Raw genomic sequence first — 17,700 nt, forward strand, 5'->3', positions numbered from 1 at the left:
TTCTCTTATCTCTAAGTGCTTTCTGAAGATTGGGGAGAATTGTGCTCCAAATTCCGGGAATACTGGCTTTCCGAACGCTCTACCTTTGGTGCCTGAATAACGTTGCCCTGAGTGCTGGGTACAATTTTTAGGGTGTCTGATTCGAGGTTTTTAGCCACGCTTAAGTTGCAGCCTGTTGCAGCCATGAATGCCATCATTCCCGCAACGATCGCGTGATTACCGATTCTCCGTCTAAGATCTGAGCGAAGATTCTCATTGTTATACTCGTAGCGCTGATGTGCCTTGTCGTAGATTGATCTTTCGATGCGCAGACTATTGCTGTCTCCGCTTAAATTAAAATGACGTTGAGTTTCTTTCCAGCTGGGGAACTCAGGCGAACATACTAATAATGATGCTGGACTGAATGGCGCTTTTTTTGTGGATCTTGTAGTGCCTACTAAAGAATACATGTAGTAGGGGGTGTCGGTTGGAGATTTAAATTGTAGTGGGAGTTTTCGCCCCCTACGAGAATTCTATGAGCCTCTTCAATGAAATTGATCAGTGCAGCAAATGTTTTGGCCTGGGAGTCCTCACTTGAAGCTTAAGATTGATTTGGTTTGATTCTTTACGGTTCTTTTTGATGAATGTGGCTGATGTCTTTATCTCTGGTTCGCTGAGGTCCGTAGCAAGTGTCACCGCTAGTCGTGCTTGTGCTTGAAGGTTTCCAGTTCCCAATTTGATCGGTTGCCATTAATGGATGAGGTATTAATGCGATGGTACAGATAGGTCGTATATTCCCTATACGCCTTTATCATGCATGCAGTGTCATTAAACGGATAGTTGTCTGGTTGGGAGTCGATCCAGCCTATGAAGGCTTTGACACCGACATACACGCTATGCGCAGTGGACCTGGTTTTGAGGCCTTTTATGTATGCAATAAGCGCTTTTGTGAACGGTATTCTGGAGTGGTCCAGTGAGCTGGGGTCTACTGGGCATGCAGTTCTGGGTGGAGGTGGTATTTCACTTCTCCGGTATAGCAGAAGGAACCAATATCCAGATAGCTATTTGCTCCTGGACTACTGCTAATCAATACCACTAGGTGCGGATTGATAGCTTCGACTTCAGACTCTTTTACATTGATGAATATTGCTGGTCGTTGTGTAAGTTTGTTATTCATGTGATCAATTATTTTGCGGTGTGTTTACATGTCTGAATAGGCTCACCTCGAATTCGTTTTGAATGCTACTTCTCCATTCTAGTCGGGATTTGTAGTTCAAGTATTGCAAAGTGGTTTCTTTGTTGGAGTGACCCATTCGTTGCTGTGTATATTCCAGTGCAGCAGTTACATTTCCACTGCCCGAGTGTTTCAGTTGACTTTTCAACAAGTTCATGCCGAACGAAGCCCGCAGGTCGTGGAAAGTAAATCTTTGAACGAAGGGTTTTTTAACGCGTATCCTAGGAAGCAATATGCTGTGGATATGCTGCCGTAGTGCTGCCCCATCTTGAATGGAAGTATTTTGGAGCTTGGTTGCTTTTGTGGGGGTTGTTTGGTGCTCTTGGTTTGATCTGTCGATTAGCTCGCTTTTGCCGTGTAGTAAGGGATGCCGTTTTTACTTAGAAATATGTAATTGTTATCATTGTCGCCGTAAAAAGATCTTGATCTTCGTTTTTTTGCTTCTTGGCTAAGAGAGTAAATCTTCATGTCTTGAACCAGCCACCCAGGTACAAGTAAAGTCATATGCTTGCCAAGCTTTGTATCTGCGAGAGTGCCATCTCCGATGGGAAGCCTTAAGTTTCCATCTTGGTCGAGACTCCCTTTCAGATGGGTTAGTCGTAAGGTGCATACCGTTTGGATGCGAGCGCCTGTGAATAATGCAAGGTAGAACATGAGTTGATATTCTCGCGATGATTTTCTCAAAGCTACCAGCATTGTTTCTTGCTCTGAGAATGTAAGTGGGCGCAGATCTCCACCATCGCTGATACATTCAGGGTCCCTCTGTTTTTTTGGTTTTCTTATGCTTAAGTTATGCGAGGTTTTGATGACGGTACTGTCTCTACCGTTCTTTGACACTATGTGAATGTATTTTACTGTTTCCTCGAAAGGAAGTTTTTGAGTTGCGTGCTATCTAACAGTCGCCACTTTATTATCTCGCGATAGAAGTTTGCAATCGCATTGATTCGGACTTTCGCAGTGCTGGTCTCAATCTTGCCTGAAGAAATCTGTTCAATAAGTTCTTCTCTGTAGCGGAATGTAACTTTCAGGCGGTCATTTTCTGGAGGTATAGGTAATTGAGCCCTAAATCTTCGAGAAAGCGGAGGTAGTCAAGCAAGTGGTCTGCTAATCCTCGTATGGTCCGGTGTTCGTAAGTGCCGCATTCCTTAATTTTTGCCGTCAGGTAAAGAATGCTAATCTCCCAAGGGTTCCGTCACTTTGGATGAGGACTGGAAATTTGGAAAATAGTTGGCGCTATTTGGTGTAAATGTATAATTCAGTCCGCTGCCAGAGTTTGTAAGTGAAGAGGGGGTGTGAAAATTGATATGTTGAAATCGAAATTCGCGAATGAGTACGCGTCGAGCATTGGAGTTATAGTGAGTTTTTTTGCCAAACTTATTATGATTACTATCAGTCATTTTCTTTGCCTTGATTTCATGCTGTCAAAAGTATGGCGTGAGGAGAAGTAATTGAGGTGTGAGTGGGTTGTAAAATTAAGGTTTGTGATTGCAAACTATCTTGCGTGAAAGGGTAGGCAAGTTTATGAGGTCGTTTTAAGTTTTTTGCTAAATGGAGCGCTTTTTTGGTAAGTGTGAGGCTGGATAAATTCTGGGGCGATCAACATGGCTGCAAGTGTTTTAAACTGCCCTTGTTTTTTGATCGTTTTTTTGCAGATGCAGTTGAAATTCCTTTTCCGTATAGGATTGGGAACTGCCGGGGCTGGAGTTGACGTGAAAAATGGAATGACACAGACATACCTACTCTCCATAAAGTATCTGGAAAGTAAGGTCGTCTATGTCCTCTAGTGGGAGCCGCCTTACGTGCTTTTCAACTTGAGACTAGCCATTTTTACCCTGAAATGGCAAATAGGCTGAAAATATTAAAATATATTGATTGATAGTTTTTGTTGATTTTCAATGGGCGTTAGGTAGCTGCATATCGATTGGTCACCTTTTGCAAGGGAGTTCTGCCAGCGCCCCAAGTCACCTTCACTTGTGTTAACGAATGCCCAATTCCATGAGCTCATCCTGAATTCTCTGGATAAGGTCGGGCGTATCAATCCGTTCCTCCTGATGGATGAAGGTTGCAAGCAGGAGTGTGGCGGGATGGACGTTAAGCACTCCTGCAAGCTGCGCGACTTTCTCGATCGTAGGGGCCTTAAGACCCCGCTCCAGTGTGCTGAGGTAGGTTCGACTGCTCACGTTTGAGAAATCCTCCTGTGTGAGGTGTCTGTGCTTCCGTATCTCCCGTAGCACCAATCCAAATGCCGTATTCAGTTCCAATTTGCATACCCACAAAAGGAACGATCAAGCCTTTTTTGCGCCCTATAGGGCTACAATCTATAGTGTTCATTTTCTGGGGGTGACCAATGTTTACTACCTATCGAAGCGCCGAGGTTGAGTTCTCATGCATGGGGATCCTCGCTATAGCGGAACTCAGATCTGGCGCTACGTTGAGCAGGAACTGATGTGTCCGTGGTTCTACGTCCAGGTGCTACGACCCGGATCGACCGACACAGACCTCTCGATGCTGATGCTCCCATGCGCGAAGGACATCGCTGCCATGGTTGATTGCGAAACCCCAAATTGGTGTATTCAGCAGGTCCAAATCGTTACTCCAGCCCGCATGAATGGGACTGATCGGTGGCAGATGGAGCCTCTTCGCAGAATCACTCTTCTTGAGTCGCCGGCCTTAGCCAGTGTCTGCGAGTGCTTTGAAGTGACCAGCGGACGGCTCTACACATCCGGCGGCCCCCGGGTCTTGGAAGGCGCTACCTTGCTGCAAGTGCTATTTGATGCCGCAGTACATCTCAAAAAAACACAATAATTGGTATGTGATTAGCTTTCGCGAGCATGGCGGCCACTCGCTTTCCTTGGCGTAGAACGCGGATTGCCATGCTAGCAGGCATTAAACTTGACGATCTCGGAGCAGCTTTCCGGCGAAATGGGTTATTCAGCGGCACTGTCCTCTAACTCAGCTCCACTGGCCACCAAGCTAATAGGGTTTCGGACAGGGTAGGCGTGACTCCCAGCACGCCAAGATCAGGAAAAAAGAGGTTCAAGCGGTGCGGAAAATCATGCAGACCGGGCTGCCGGTCTCGATCTGATGCTCCAGCAAAGCCAGTTCGCCTTTCGGGGTAATGGAGAAGGTCTTGATGTTGTCGCTGTCTTCGTTAGCGACGAACAGGAACCGCCCGTTAGGAGATGCCGTCATGAAGCGTGGCTTCTTGCCTTGGCTAGGTACGTTGCCGATCGGGTTGATCTTGCCGGTAGGCTGATCCATCGAATAAATGGTCACGCTGTCATGCCCCCGGTTGGAAGAGAACAAATGTTCTCCATTCGGTGCCATGACCAATGCTGCTGCACGGCTATCGCCAACGAACTCCTGAGGCAGTGCTGGAACCATCTGGAATGGAACCAGGGAGCCGTCCTTCTGGTTGTAGCGGTAGCTAGTGATCGTGCTATCCAGCTCGTTCACCACGTAGGCAAAAGAACCGGTCGGAGAAAACACCACATGCCGAGGGCCGGCACCTTCGCGTGCTTTGATTTCATGGGCCAGTTCAGGCTTCAGCGCGATGCCGTCCTGCTTCAGATCGAACACGAAGACCTTGTCCAGCCCTTTATCCGGTACCACCAGGAAGCGACCTGATGGATCGCGTGGGATCATGTGGGGGTGGGAGCTCGCCTGCTCGATCTTGTGCGGGCCAGGGTTGCCCGGAAGGTCGTATTTGCTGATGACGGGTTGCAGGTGGCCGGTCTTATCGAACGGCAGAATGACAATGCTGCCGGTGGCATAGTTGGCCACAGCGAGGAATGTGTTGCTTTTGTCCACGGTAAGGTGGACGGGGTTGTTCCCTTCGCAACCAACCGAACTCACCTTGGTGAGCGTTCCGCTGGCTGGCTCAATTTGGAATGAGCTGACAGTGGACTGGTCGCCATGCACGCAGAACAGCAGGCTCTGGTTTGGTCGAGGCACAGGAAGGATGGATTGGTCAGATCGCCGACGGTTTGAACCAATTCGGAGCGACCTGTCTGCGGGTCATGTCGATAAACCGTGATGCCTGCGCCGCGGGCGTTTCGCTCGCGAGTGGTTCTGGAGCCCACATAGACAATTTGGGTTTTGTTCGAGATGGCAGGCTGCATGGAGTTCTTCTCAGGTCCTGATTTGGCATCTGCCGCTCCCGCGCCGAGGCCCAGAATGGTTGCCGCAGCGACGATGGAAGTAGAAGAGAGCAGCGTGCGTCGAGTAATGGCGGGTAAGAACGGTGATGGGCGCATAGCAAAATCTCATCGTTGTTTTTGTTGTGATGAGTACTCGACCGATTCCACGGGTTTAAGCACACATCCTCGCCTCGAAGGCCTCTGGGCTGATGTGCCCCAGCGTGCTGTGTCGCCGCTGGCGGTTGTAATCGGTTTCGACGTATTCAAACACGGTTTCACGCATCTGGGCGCGGCTCGTGAAGCGCTCGCCGTGGATGCACTCGACCTTCAGGCTGTGGAAGAAGCTCTCTGCACAGGCATTGTCGTAGCAGTTGCCTTTGGCGCTCATGCTGCATCGCAAGTGATGGGCGCGGATCAGCTCCTGGTAAGCCGCTGAGCAGTACTGGCTGCCGCGGTCGCTATGCACGATCACGTCATTAGGCTGCCTGCGTCGCCACAGCGCCATGTGCAAGGCATCGCAAACCAAGTCGGCCGTCATGCGTTCGTTCATGGCCCAGCCGATCACCATCCGTGAATACAGATCGATGACCACTGCCAGATACAGCCAGCCTTCCTCCGTATACAGGTAGGTGATGTCACCCACCCATTTCTGATTTGGCGCAGATGCCTTGAAATCCTGCTTGAGCAAGTTCTCTGCCACTGGCAGGGAGTGCTGAGAATTGGTCGTGGCCTTGAACTTCTTGGCGGCCTTGGCACGCAGTCCTTGCCGTTGCATCGAGGCGGCTACCGTCTTGCGATTGCAGGGTAGGCCGGCTTCCCGCAGGTCGTGGCACAGCCGTGGAGCCCCGCTGCGGCCCTTGCGTGCGCTGTATGCCTGAGCGACCTGCCGATCCAGTTCGGCTCTTCGCCGCTGGCGCATTGACGGCCTGCGAGAGCACCAAGCGTAGTAACCGCTGCGGGCAACGCCCAACACGCGACACATGGCCTGGATCGAGAAATGCGCGGTATGAGTCCTCATGAAGGCGTACTTCACTTGAGGCTCTTGGCAAAGTACGCGGCGGCCTTTTTTACGATGGCCAGCTCCTCGGCGTGCTCGGCCAACAGCCGCTTGAGTCGGGCATTCTCGTCGGCCAGCGACTGCTCGCGCTCGCTGCCGGCCTGAGTCTGGTGTTTCTTGCTCCGCCAGCCGTAGAGCTGGGAAGCATGCAGGCCGAGCTGTTCGGCAGCCTTGCTGACGCCAATGCGCTCGGCCAAAGCCAGCGCTTCGTCCTTGTAGGCTTGGGAATGGCGGGTGCGGGTCTGTTTCATTGGGGTTGCTTGTCTTGCCATGATTCACCTCGTTGCAGTTTATCGCTTAACGGGGGTGTCCACTGGGACTGGGCAAGATCAAGGCTGAATGGATCCAATGACTGGACGATGGAGAAGCTGACCGAGCTGATAAGGGTCTATGACCGGGACGAACGAGTCTTGGGCTACGACTTCCAAACGGCATCAGGCCAGACCTACTCGCACAGAGATTGCCTGTACTCACAGGACGGAGCCAAGCACCAGGTCTATTGTTCGATGATGTGTCCCGCATGAGATGGTCGCCACCTCTGGTGGCTCTTGGCAGGGCCACTCACGAGGTTTGACAGGACAATGAAGGCTCTTCCCGAGAAAATCCTGGACATCATTCAACAGCTTCCAGAAGGTGAGGTTCTGACACCTAGCAGATTCCTGCATCATGGTTCTCGCCATGCTGTGCAGCGAGGACTCTCTCGCCTGGTCGAAGGTGGAAAGCTGTTTCGCGTTGCTCGGGGCATTTATGTTGCCGCAGTCGAAACTCGGTTCGGCGTGCGCCCGCCGGCACCGGAGAAGGTTGTCCACTCGCTGGCTAATGCGCTGGGTGAAGTGCTGGTCGACCACGGGGCTCGTGCCGCGAATAAATTAGGGCTGAGCACACAGGTTCCAGTTCGCTATGTCTTTCTAACCGACGGACGCTCTAGGGAGCTTCAGGTAGGCAAGACCACCGTGTCGATTCGGTATGCGCCTCGATGGTTGATGGCTCTAGGCGCTACTGGAGCGGGGGAAGCCATTCGAGCATTGGATTGGATTGGCGAGGCAAGCGTGGGGTATGCCGTTTTCAAACTTCATAAACTACTACCCGAGAGCGAATGGGGTGATCTGGTGTCAGCTCACCGCTCGTTACCTATCTGGATGGCGAATGCAATCTGCGCTCAGTCGAGTTGCACCCACCCTGTCAAGTTGGGCTAGCGGTTTAGCTGTAGCCTACTTACCGCCAGATCGGCATCATCTGGAATGGGGCAATTCGATGTGAAAGCCCGTGAGGCCGGCGGCTGAGGTGCACCAGATGCGGCCTTTGTGAGCCTCAATGATGGATCGGGTGATGGCAAGTCCGAGCCCGGCGTTGCTCGGGCTTCCCTCCGCCGAGCGGGGTCGACCCGGTAAAAGCGGTCGAAGAGCTTCTCTAAATGCTCTGAGCTAATTGTGTCCCCTGGGTTCTCGATGCTGAAGGTTGTGGAGTCCGCTGTCTCGCGGATCAAAACCGAAATTGTATGTCCCACCGGCGTGTAGCGCAGTGCATTGGACAGCAAGTTGGAAAGTGCACGATCAAGCATCAGCCGATCTCCCAGCACTTGGCCTGTGCCTGTGAGCGATAGTTCAATGCCATGTTCTTCGGCCAGAAGGTGGTAGTAGTCAAACAGCTTGAAGACTACGTCAGCCAGTTCGATCCTGGCCTGCTCGGGGATGATCAGGCCATTATCAGCCTTGGCCAAGAAAAGCATGTCATCAATCATCCGAGACATGCGCTTCAAGTCCTCCAGGTTGGAGTAGAGATTCTCTTCATAGGCATTGATATCGCGTTTCTTGCTCAGCACGACCTCGGTGTGGGTCATCAGGTTGCTAACGGGCGTGCGTAGCTCGTGGGCAATGTCGGCCGAAAAATTGGAGAGCCTAACGAAGGCATCCTCTAGCCGAGCCAACATCGCATTGAAGGATAGAACCAGTTGCTGAAGTTCCCGCGGCACTGGTTCGAGAGGGATTCGTTCCTGTAACGAGCGAGCGGACATCCCGGAGGCCACATGAGTGACTTGCCGCAGAGGCCTAAGGCCGCTGCGAGCAACCACCCAGCCGAGCGCGGCACTGAATAGGGCACTGATGACCAATCCAATCCAGAACCATCGTTGCAGCGTGTCGAAAAAGTGTGTGTGATTGGTGACGTCAAGAATCAGCAAAGCTGTGAGCGGCTCAGCCTGATCGGCTACCGAGATTTGCGCCGTCATGCCGCGGTACATGTGTTGGCCGTTCTGCCACTCCCACATGCTCTGCTCATTTTCACGTCTGAAACGCTCTGGTACTTCGACTGCTCTGGGGTCGGAGAACAGTACAGAACCGTCACTGGCCAGGATAGTGGCCGCCAGATCCTGATGGGCTCCCAGCAAGGCTCGCAACTGCGGTAATTCTTCCGAAAGGCTCGCTTCACCGCGAGCATTGTTGAGGATATGTTTGGCGGATTCGAGTTTCTCCACCAGGGCCTGCCGATCCAGCATCTTGAAGTGGTGCTGGCTGAGCATATTGAAACTCAGCCCTGCTACCGTCAGGACTGCAATTACCGCGGACATGAACATCAGGCTCATGCGTGCTGTCAGCGAAAGGTGCTTCATATTCACTCCGGCGCATCCATCATGTATCCCATGCCGCGGGCGGTATGAATCAGCTTGAGATCGAAATCGTCATCGATTTTTGCGCGTAGCCGGCGTACCGCAACCTCAATGACATTGGTGTCGCTGTCGAAATTCATGTCCCAAACCTGAGAGGCAATCAGCGACTTCGGGAGCACCTCGCCGCGCCGGCGCAGTAGCAGTTCCAGCAGTGAAAACTCCTTCGCGGTCAGGTCAATTCTTTTCCCGCCACGGATCGCACGCCGCTTCATCAGATCGACTTCCAGATCGGCAATTTTCATCGTTGTTTGCGTGGGTGAGCCATTGCCTCTACGCAGCAGCGTTCTGACCCTGGCCAGAAGTTCTGAAAAAGCAAATGGCTTGATTAGGTAGTCGTCCGCACCTAGCTCCAACCCTTTAACGCGGTCCTCCACACCATCGCGTGCCGTCAAGAACAATACGGGAACGTCTTTTCCTGCGGCGCGCACCATGCGCAGCACTTCCCACCCGTCCAGCCCAGGCATCATCACATCCAGGATCAGGAGGTCATAGGACTCACTCAGCGCGTGCTGTAGAGCATCTGTACCGGTCATAACCCGATCGACATTGAAGCCCGCTTCACTCAGGCCTTGCTGCAGGTATGCACCGGTTTTGGGTTCATCTTCAGCTACCAGTAGTTTCATGCGAGCAGACTCCAAAAATCGGGTGGCCTGAGTTTGCAGGCAAACCGCGGCCCCAACCAGAAGCTTACGAAAATGTAATTCTGACTTCAGGTCTCTGACAGGGTGGCTTGTCTAGGGTGCAAGCATGAGCATTAGGTTGTGCTCTCGGCCCTCGACAGACCAAAAGCAGAGGTGCCGGCCATAGTTTGCACTGATGGAGACTGCCCTATGAAATCGCTGAAACCTTTGCTTCTGGTTGGTTCGCTACTGCTGTCTTCTATGGCTTGGGCCGAAGGGGGCAGCGACCGTGTATTCGAGCGCATCCAGCAGATGCGCGACAAAGCAGAAGCCGTGCTGATCCAGGCGGAGAAGGCCCCGGTCGGCGAGCGGCATGTGCACATGAAGGAGCATATGAACATGCTCGAAGACATCATGAGCCAGCTGCACAACGAACATCCCGCGCCAGACATGTCAGCCGAAGAGCATCTAGCCTGGATGGAAAAGCATGACAAGCTGGTAGACGACGTGCTGGGTCAAATGATTCGAGAGCACAAGCTGATGATGGCCGACAAGGAATGCCATCAGTAAAGATTTCCCCCATCTTCCAGGCCTTTCGTGATTGCTCCTTTGGCCTAGCGGCGCCTTTATGGCGCCGTGCTTTTTCCCAGCTGACGCAATTGTAGTTTTGGGGTCAGCGGCCTGGCAGCAAGCGGGGAATAGCATGAGATTTCCAGCATCCATCGCGAGGTCTCACCATGAAACGCATACCCCTTAAGCTGCTGATCAGCACTCTGTTCATCAGCACCACTTTTCCGGCATTTGCCGAGGCCGGCGGCAGTAGCAATGGCATTGGGCAGCAGGCCCAGGCGACGCCAGCGACTCGTACCATCTTGGTAAAGATGGACGACATCAACTACAGCCAGAAAACGATCGATGTGAAGCCAGGTGAAACCGTGCGCTTCGTTCTGAAGAACGAGGGCGCGTTGATGCACGAGTTCAACATCGGGCAGGCAGCGTCCCAGCTGGAGCACCAGCGCAAGATGGCGTCCTTGTTCAAGGACGGCACACTGACCCCGACCGGCATGGCCGAGCGCATTGTCTGGCATGAGCGTTATGGCACGGGAGACTCCAACCCTCCAGGCTATCCGAAAGTCATCAAAGCCAAGCATGACGACCCGAACGCGGTTCTCGTCGAGCCCGGCACAACCAAAGAGTTCGTGTGGACCTTCCCTAAGGCGGGCAGTTTGAGCTTCGCCTGTACATTGCCTGGGCATTACCAGGCGGGGATGGTCGGTGAGTTTGCTCTGCGTTAGTCCGGCACCGGTGCTACCCGTTGGCCGCGAGCTGGGTAGCACCGATTTGACGAACCTTACTGCGATGTAGTTTTCACGTCAGCGTACCGCCAGCTGCACCTCATTAGCATCGGGACTCATCCCTCCTCAACACCTCAGAGGCACACCATGAAACTCAGACCCGCTTTCATAATCACCACCCTTGGCTTGCTGCTCAGTGCTGCCAATGCGCTGGCCAGCCCGGGCCACAAGAAAGACAGTATTGGGCAACCGGGAGACGGTCAGGCAGTAGATCGCACCATCGAAGTCCGGATGGGGACATCTTCTTCGAACCCAAAGCAATGGAGATCAAAGCAGGCGAGACAGTTCGCTTCGTCCTGAAAAATGACGGTGCACTGCTACACGAATTCAATCTTGGCAAAGCGGCATCCCATGCCGCGCACCAGAAAGAGATGGCCGCGATGTTTCAGAACGGCACGCTGTCCCCTACAGGTGTGCATGACATGAGCAATATGGGCCATGCCATGGGCGGCATGAAGATGGTCGGTATGGAACACGATGACCCCAACAGTGTTCTTGTCGGACCTGGAGCAAGCGAAGAGTTGATCTGGACCTTCTCCGCCGCCACCGAACTGGAGTTCGCCTGCAATATTCCAGGACATTATCAGTCGGGAATGGTCGGTAAGGTGACCGTACGCTGACGTTTATTGATACTCGCCAACTCCGTCCAGTCTGAGACACCTATACTGATCCGGCCGCCATTGAAACGAGGCTATTGTCGTGGACCATACCCATCACACCAGTACCACTGAGCCGCCTTTTTGGAAGAGCAAGATTGGCATTGCGCTGATCATGCTGGCCGTAATCGGCATCTTCTATGTAGCGCGTGAGCATTACGGTCATCTTTCGCAGGCCCTGCCGTACCTCATCCTGCTGCTATGCCCGCTGATGCATCTGTTTGGCCACAATCACGGCGGGCACTCCCACTCCAGCAGCACCGCTGTTTCCAAGGACGAAGAAAGGACATAGATCGCATGCAAAAGACCTCCTGCCATCATGACCAGGATCATTCACATAACTCGCACGCCCACTCCGAGAGCCAGCGCGACCCGGTGTGTGGCATGGAGGTGAAATCTGATAGCCCATACCGCGAGAGCGTTGAAGGGAAGACCTATCGCTTCTGCAGTGCCAAATGCCTGCAGAAGTTTCAAATTGATCCCCACTCGTACATGGGCCACTCGTCTCATGAAGCACATCAGCATACGAGTCACCCTACGATATCGGCACCAGAAGGAGCCGCATATACCTGTCCGATGCATCCAGAGATTCGCCAACCGACCCCTGGCAACTGCCCGATCTGTGGCATGACGCTGGAGCCTGTCATCCCGGAGCTGGAAGAGGAGGAAAACCCGGAGCTGAAGGACTTCTCTCGGCGATTCTGGTGGACCCTACCGCTGACCGTCATCGTGACCGTGCTGGCGATGGCTGGCCATTCCTTGCAACTGTTTCATGGCACGACCCAGAACTGGGTCGAGCTGGCTCTGGCGACGCCCGTGACGCTATGGGGTGGCTGGGTGTTCTTCGCCCGCGGCATTGACTCCATCCGGCACCGCAGCCCCAACATGTGGACGCTGATCGGATTGGGAACTGCAGCTGCCTACCTCTACAGCGTGGCCGCTACCTTGGTTCCGCAGTCGTTTCCGGCGGCCTTTGTCCAGGACGGACGTATCGGCGTCTATTTTGAAGCAGCCGCGGTGATTATCTCACTCACGCTGTTGGGCCAAATGCTCGAACTAAAGGCCCGCTCGCAGACGTCCGCAGCTATCAAATCGCTGCTGGGACTGGCACCAAAGACAGCGCGGCGCATCATGCCCGATGGAGTAGAAGAGGACATTCCTCTAACCCATGTCCATCAGGGCGATCATCTGCGTGTCCGGCCAGGCGAGAAGGTTCCTGTAGATGGCACTGTGCTGGAGGGTGAGAGCGCAGTCGACGAATCGATGCTTACTGGAGAACCGTTACCCGTGACCAAACGGGCAGGGGATGCCCTTATCGGTGCCACCCTAAACACCCACGGCAGCCTAGTTATGGAGGCGCAGAAAGTCGGTGCCGAAACCATGCTGTCGCAGATCGTGCTGATGGTGGCCAAGGCCCAGCGCTCTAAGGCACCCATGCAGCGTATGGCCGATGCCGTTGCGGGGTATTTCGTGGTCGGGGTGATCCTGATCGCGATTCTGACCTTCTTCGGCTGGGGGCTGTTCGGGCCGGAATCTGGCTGGGTATTTGGCCTGATCAATGCGGTGGCGGTGCTGATCATTGCGTGTCCCTGCGCCCTGGGTCTGGCAACCCCGATGTCCGTCATGGTTGCGACTGGCAAGGCCGCTAGCAGCGGTGTGTTGTTCCGCGATGCCAGCGCCATCGAAAATCTATGCAAGATCGACACGCTCATCGTCGACAAGACCGGAACCCTGACTGAGGGGTGCCCCGTATTCCATAGTGCGGAAGGGACAGGCGGTTACGACTCCAATGAAGTGCTGCGCCTGGCTGCCAGTCTCGACCAGGGTAGTGAGCACCCGCTGGCTCATGCCATCGTCGATCATGCGCGGGGTCAAGGCATTGCACTGGTCAAGCCGGACACTTTCGAGTCGGGCTCGGGTATTGGCGTGCGCGGTCAGGTCGATGGCCATCAGCTGCAGCTCGGCAACACCGCACTGATGGACGAGGCGGGCGTCGATATTACCCCACTGCGCAATCGCGCCGAGCAACTGCGTCTGGAAGGCATCAGCATCATCTATTTGGCCGTTGATGGTCGCCTGGCGGGACTCCTGGCCGTTTCCGATCCGATCAAGCCTACTTCTCAACAGGCTGTCTCCAAGCTTCAAAGCGAAGACGTAAAGGTCATCATGGCCACTGGTGATGGCCTCACCACAGCAAGAGCCGTGGCGAAGCAGCTCGGAATCGAGGAAGTGCATGGTGAGGTCAAACCGCAGGATAAGGAGAAACTGGTCGCCGATTTGCAGGGCTATGGCCGTCGTGTCGCCATGGCGGGTGACGGCATCAACGATGCGCCCGCCCTGGCCAGGTCTGACGTAGGTATCGCCATGGGCACCGGTACCGATGTGGCGATGAACAGCGCCCAAGTGACGCTGGTCAAGGGAGATCTGATGGGCATCCTGCGAGCGCGCACCCTGTCAGTGGCAACCGTGAAAAACATGAGGCAGAACCTCGCCTTTGCGTTCCTCTACAACGCGATGGGAATCCCGCTAGCAGCGGGGCTGCTGTACCCGCTGACGGGGCATCTTCTGTCGCCCTTGATTGCTGCGCTGGCGATGAGTGTCAGCTCGGCGTCGGTGGTCTTCAATGCTCTGAGGTTGAAATCAACGGACATCGGATAGGCTTCCATACCACCGACCAGGTGATTATTCAGAAGCGCATCTGACCGGAAAATGCCGTACGGTAGTTTCCGGTCCGACCTATCTGTCGCAACACATAGTGACGAGGTGACGTTCGATGGACTGTTGCCGCTGCGGGTAGGAGACTGGTCGTCGTTAACCCATGAGGACTCTCCGTGGCCCGCATTCGCAGACTGATTATCAGCAACTTCCGATCTATCCAGGCGCTCGACTGGGTGCCGGCCCCAGGAATTAACTGCCTCATAGGTCCTGGCGATAGTGGAAAGTCCAGCATTCTAGATGCGATTGACCTTTGCGTCGGTGCCCGCCGGGGCGGCACGTTCGGCGACATGGACTTCTTCGCTCTGAACGTCGAAACACCCATCACCATCAGTGTGACGCTTGGCGATTTGCAGGTATCGCTGATGGATATCGATGTTTACGGCGAGTTCTTGCGTGGATTCAATCCAGGAACGGGAGAAGTCGAAGACGAACCGCGAGCGGGGCTGGAGACCGTTATCACCTTGCTTCTGCAAGTTGGTGCCGATCTGGAACCTACCTGGACACTTTTTTCTGAGCGTGCGGAGCAGCAGCAACTCGAACGCACTCTTCCCTGGAAGGAACGAGCGGCACTAGCACCCGCCCGTATCGGCAGCTTTGCGAGTTCGAACTTGTCGTGGAGTCGTGGCTCAGTGCTCAATCGACTTACTGACGAGCGTGCAGAGCTAGGTGCCGAACTTGCGCGCGCCGCGAGGCAAGCAAGAGCGAACTTTGGCAATCAAGCCGTCGGACATCTAACTCAGACGCTTGAGGTGGTGCAACGCACGGCTCAGCATCTTGGGGTTTCGGTTGGAGCGATGCCACAAGCACTCCTTGACGCACATTCTGTGTCGATTGGCGAGGGTGCGATCGCGCTGCACAGCGACACAGGCATTCCCCTTCGCTCCCTTGGCACGGGCTCGTCGCGATTGCTAGTGGCAGGGTTGCAAAGAGCTGCAGCTAGCGCCGCGCCAATTGCTCTTGTCGATGAGGTGGAATATGGGCTTGAACCTCATCGGCTCATGCGATTCCTGGACTCCCTGGGCGCAAAGGACGCTGCCGCTCCGCTGCAGGTCTTCATGACGACTCACTCACCGGTCGCGCTGCGCGAATTGTCCGGCAGCCAGTTATTCGTTGTTCGGTCTGGGCCTCAACGCCACAGCGTTATGGCGGCAGGGGAGGCCAACGAAGTACAAAGTACCCTTCGGAAGGACCCAGAGGCATTCCTCGCCAAATCCATTATCGTTTGCGAGGGTGCCAGCGAGGTTGGCTTCGCGCGTGGCCTTGACTAATGGTGGGGCAGCCTTGGCGGTACCTCATTCCTGGCTCATGGTGGCGCTTATGTGGACGCCGGCGGGGGAAGTCCCGATAACAGTCTTATCCGCGGAACGGCACTTCAGAACCTAGGCTATCGCGTGATGGTTTTTGTAGACGCCGACAAACCTTCGACCGCAGGGCTACCTGAAGCATTCTTGGCCGCAGGCGGACAAATTCTGACATGGCGACCAGGTCTCACTCTGGAGGACGAGATCTTCCGCCATCTCAGTGACCAAGCACTCGATGCACTTCTGGCGAAAGCCGAAACAATAGTGGGTGCAGAGCTGATGAATGCGCACATCCAGACGAAGTCCCAAGGACGTATGACACTACATGACATCAAAGCTGAAAGACTTATTCAGGGCTACTTGCCCGCGACGCGAGAGCTTTTGGGAGCTGCATCTCGTATCCGCAACAGCGGGTGGTTCAAGTCGTTGACAACCTATCAGGAGGTTGCAAGGGACATCGTCGGCCCGTCTCTACAGAACGCCGACCAGGGCTTCATGGCAGTCACGAATCAGCTCTGGACGTTTACAAGTGCCCCTTGAGATCGATCTTTTCGCTATCGAGCGTGGCTCCATAACAGCCCCCGCAGGTTGTGGAAAAACGCAATTGATTGCCGAGACGCTCATCGCGCATAGGCAGAGCAAACCCATACTCGTACTAACGCACACGAACGCAGGCGTTGCGGCCTTACGGGCACGCCTGAGACGAGCCGGCGTTCCTAACTCCGCATATCGAGTCTCCACCATTGATGGATTCTCGATGCGCCTCATCGCTAAGTTCCCAGCGCGAAGCGGCCATAACCCACAGATCTTACAGCTCCACCAGCCCAACACCGACTACCCTGCAATTCGGCACGCCGCCATGCTGTTACTGCAGGCAGGCCACCTTGCTCAGCCTCTCCGTGCCACTTACGCGCGCTTGCTTGTCGACGAATACCAGGACTGCAACGTCGTCCAGCACGCCATCGTGTCAGGTTTGGCCCAGGTGCTACCGACCTGCGTGCTCGGTGACCCAATGCAAGCCATCTTCGACTTTCGTGGCAATCGACTGGTGCATTGGGCGAATGAGGTGCAGCCCCTGTTCCCCGCGGCAGGAGAGCTGAGGATACCCTGGCGCTGGCGGCTGGCCGGAGCTGAGAACCTTGGGCAGTGGCTACTCGCCATACGGCAGCAACTTCAAGTTGGCCAGCCGGTGGATCTGCGCACGGCTCCGGCAGAAGTGCGCTGGGTGCAGCTCAACGCCGGGACCGAAGTCCAGCAGCGGCTGGTGGCCGCTAGAACCGAGTCACCCAACGCTCGGGGCAGCGTCCTCATCATCGGGGACTCCATCAACGTGCAAGGTCGCCATCAGCTCACGAGCCAGACACCCGGCGCCATGGCCGTCGAAGCCGTCGACCTAAGGGACCTCGTCAACTTCGCCAGGAACTTTAACCTGCAGGGTGCCAATGCTCTGGCACAACTTGCGGAATTTGCTTCAAGCGTGATGACGGGGGTAGGTGCAGCAAACCTGCGAACGCGTGTGGAGTCTCTGCGCACAGGACGTGCCCGAACGCCACCGACCCCAGCCGAGGCCGAGGCCGTCGCATTCGTCGGGGAGCCAACACCGCAGCGAGCACTCCTTGTGCTCAACGCCCTCGCCGAACAGCCGGGGGCACGGGTGTACCGACCGGAAGTTCTGCACTGCTGCCGGTCCGCTATGCAAGCTGTGGCGGGAGGTACAGCCGACTTTCTGAGTGCAGCCATTCAAGCGCGAGAACGCAATCGACACCTTGCCCGCCCCATCGCAAGACGCTCGGTAGGCAGCACATTACTTCTCAAGGGGCTCGAGGCGGATGTCTCGGTTGTTCTGCATCCTGAACTTATGACCGCTCAGAATCTGTATGTCGCCCTTACGAGGGGCGCAAGGCACGTAGTGGTGTGTTCATCGAACCCCATCCTGATGCCTGTGAACAACGGCTGAGCCTTACTGTTGCGTTTGC

General features: G+C 54.8%; 11 protein-coding genes and 3 pseudogenes. 8 read left to right on the forward strand and 6 right to left on the reverse strand.

The features are described from left to right. Positions 1-3,189 precede the first annotated feature (3,189 nt). From CSV86_RS05095 to CSV86_RS05110, 4 genes are all read right to left on the reverse strand, one after another. Positions 3,190-3,447 carry a helix-turn-helix domain-containing protein gene (locus CSV86_RS05095; RefSeq protein WP_310649543.1) on the reverse strand — a complete coding sequence of 86 codons (258 nt, stop codon included), beginning with the start codon at positions 3,445-3,447 and terminating at the stop codon, positions 3,190-3,192. An 802-nt stretch (positions 3,448-4,249) separates the two neighbouring features. Next, positions 4,250-5,167, reverse strand: coding sequence for a lactonase family protein (locus CSV86_RS05100; RefSeq protein ID WP_311985787.1), 918 nt, complete (start codon positions 5,165-5,167; stop codon positions 4,250-4,252). Next, a complete protein-coding gene (locus CSV86_RS05105) occupies positions 5,065-5,469 on the reverse strand; it encodes a beta-propeller fold lactonase family protein (protein WP_170394261.1) in 405 nt (134 codons plus the stop codon). Before CSV86_RS05105 ends, CSV86_RS05100 begins: the two co-directional genes overlap by 103 nt. A 55-nt stretch (positions 5,470-5,524) precedes the next feature. After that, a protein-coding gene (locus tag CSV86_RS05110; protein ID WP_100228077.1) for an IS3 family transposase occupies positions 5,525-6,681 on the reverse strand; the annotation gives its coding sequence in 2 pieces (ribosomal slippage) (positions 5,525-6,423 and positions 6,423-6,681; 1,158 coding nt in all). A 309-nt stretch (positions 6,682-6,990) separates the two neighbouring features. Here CSV86_RS05110 and CSV86_RS05115 point away from each other — a divergent pair. Further along, on the forward strand, positions 6,991-7,605 hold the full coding sequence (locus CSV86_RS05115; RefSeq protein ID WP_004374692.1) for a DUF6088 family protein: 615 nt from the start codon (positions 6,991-6,993) through the stop codon (positions 7,603-7,605). Positions 7,606-7,641: 36 nt separating this feature from the next. On the opposite strand, the pseudogene CSV86_RS05120 reads toward CSV86_RS05115, so the two are convergent. Beyond that, positions 7,642-9,017, reverse strand: a pseudogene (locus CSV86_RS05120) (heavy metal sensor histidine kinase). 2 nt (positions 9,018-9,019) lie between these two features. Then, entirely contained in the window at positions 9,020-9,697 is a 678-nt protein-coding gene (locus tag CSV86_RS05125; RefSeq protein WP_004577572.1) for a heavy metal response regulator transcription factor, read from the reverse strand. 207 nt (positions 9,698-9,904) lie between these two features. Here CSV86_RS05125 and CSV86_RS05130 point away from each other — a divergent pair, with 207 nt between their 5' ends. The 7 genes and pseudogenes from CSV86_RS05130 (at position 9,905) to CSV86_RS05160 (ending at position 17,681) form a co-directional block, all read left to right on the forward strand. After that, entirely contained in the window at positions 9,905-10,264 is a 360-nt protein-coding gene (locus CSV86_RS05130) for a co-regulatory protein PtrA N-terminal domain-containing protein (RefSeq protein ID WP_009394801.1), read from the forward strand. 167 nt (positions 10,265-10,431) lie between these two features. Next, positions 10,432-10,989: a cupredoxin domain-containing protein gene (locus tag CSV86_RS05135; RefSeq protein WP_004577570.1), complete on the forward strand. Its 558-nt coding sequence runs from the start codon at positions 10,432-10,434 to the stop codon at positions 10,987-10,989. Between the two features lie 147 nt (positions 10,990-11,136). After that, positions 11,137-11,669 (forward strand): annotated as a pseudogene (locus CSV86_RS05140) (cupredoxin domain-containing protein). Between the two features lie 79 nt (positions 11,670-11,748). Next, entirely contained in the window at positions 11,749-11,997 is a 249-nt protein-coding gene (locus tag CSV86_RS05145; RefSeq protein WP_003246761.1) for a DUF2933 domain-containing protein, read from the forward strand. Between the two features lie 5 nt (positions 11,998-12,002). After that, entirely contained in the window at positions 12,003-14,363 is a 2,361-nt protein-coding gene (locus CSV86_RS05150) for a heavy metal translocating P-type ATPase (protein ID WP_023662984.1), read from the forward strand. Positions 14,364-14,536: 173 nt separating this feature from the next. Beyond that, positions 14,537-16,264: pseudogene (locus CSV86_RS05155) on the forward strand (ATP-dependent nuclease). Then, on the forward strand, positions 16,254-17,681 hold the full coding sequence (locus CSV86_RS05160) for a UvrD-helicase domain-containing protein (RefSeq protein ID WP_037058566.1): 1,428 nt from the start codon (positions 16,254-16,256) through the stop codon (positions 17,679-17,681). Before CSV86_RS05155 ends, CSV86_RS05160 begins: the two are co-directional and overlap by 11 nt. Positions 17,682-17,700: the final 19 nt, after the last annotated feature.

This window comes from Pseudomonas bharatica CSV86 (genome assembly GCF_000319305.2).
Lineage (GTDB): Bacteria > Pseudomonadota > Gammaproteobacteria > Pseudomonadales > Pseudomonadaceae > Aquipseudomonas > Aquipseudomonas bharatica.

Excerpts from the sequence above, each read along its gene's own strand:
- CSV86_RS05105 (WP_170394261.1), bottom strand. The coding sequence starts at position 5,469 with ATGCGCCCATCACCGTTCTTACCCGCCATTACTCGACGCACGCTGCTC.
- CSV86_RS05115 (WP_004374692.1), top strand. The coding sequence starts at position 6,991 with ATGAAGGCTCTTCCCGAGAAAATCCTGGACATCATTCAACAGCTTCCA.
- CSV86_RS05125 (WP_004577572.1), bottom strand. The coding sequence starts at position 9,697 with ATGAAACTACTGGTAGCTGAAGATGAACCCAAAACCGGTGCATACCTG.
- CSV86_RS05130 (WP_009394801.1), top strand. The coding sequence starts at position 9,905 with ATGAAATCGCTGAAACCTTTGCTTCTGGTTGGTTCGCTACTGCTGTCT.
- CSV86_RS05135 (WP_004577570.1), top strand. The coding sequence starts at position 10,432 with ATGAAACGCATACCCCTTAAGCTGCTGATCAGCACTCTGTTCATCAGC.
- CSV86_RS05150 (WP_023662984.1), top strand. The coding sequence starts at position 12,003 with ATGCAAAAGACCTCCTGCCATCATGACCAGGATCATTCACATAACTCG.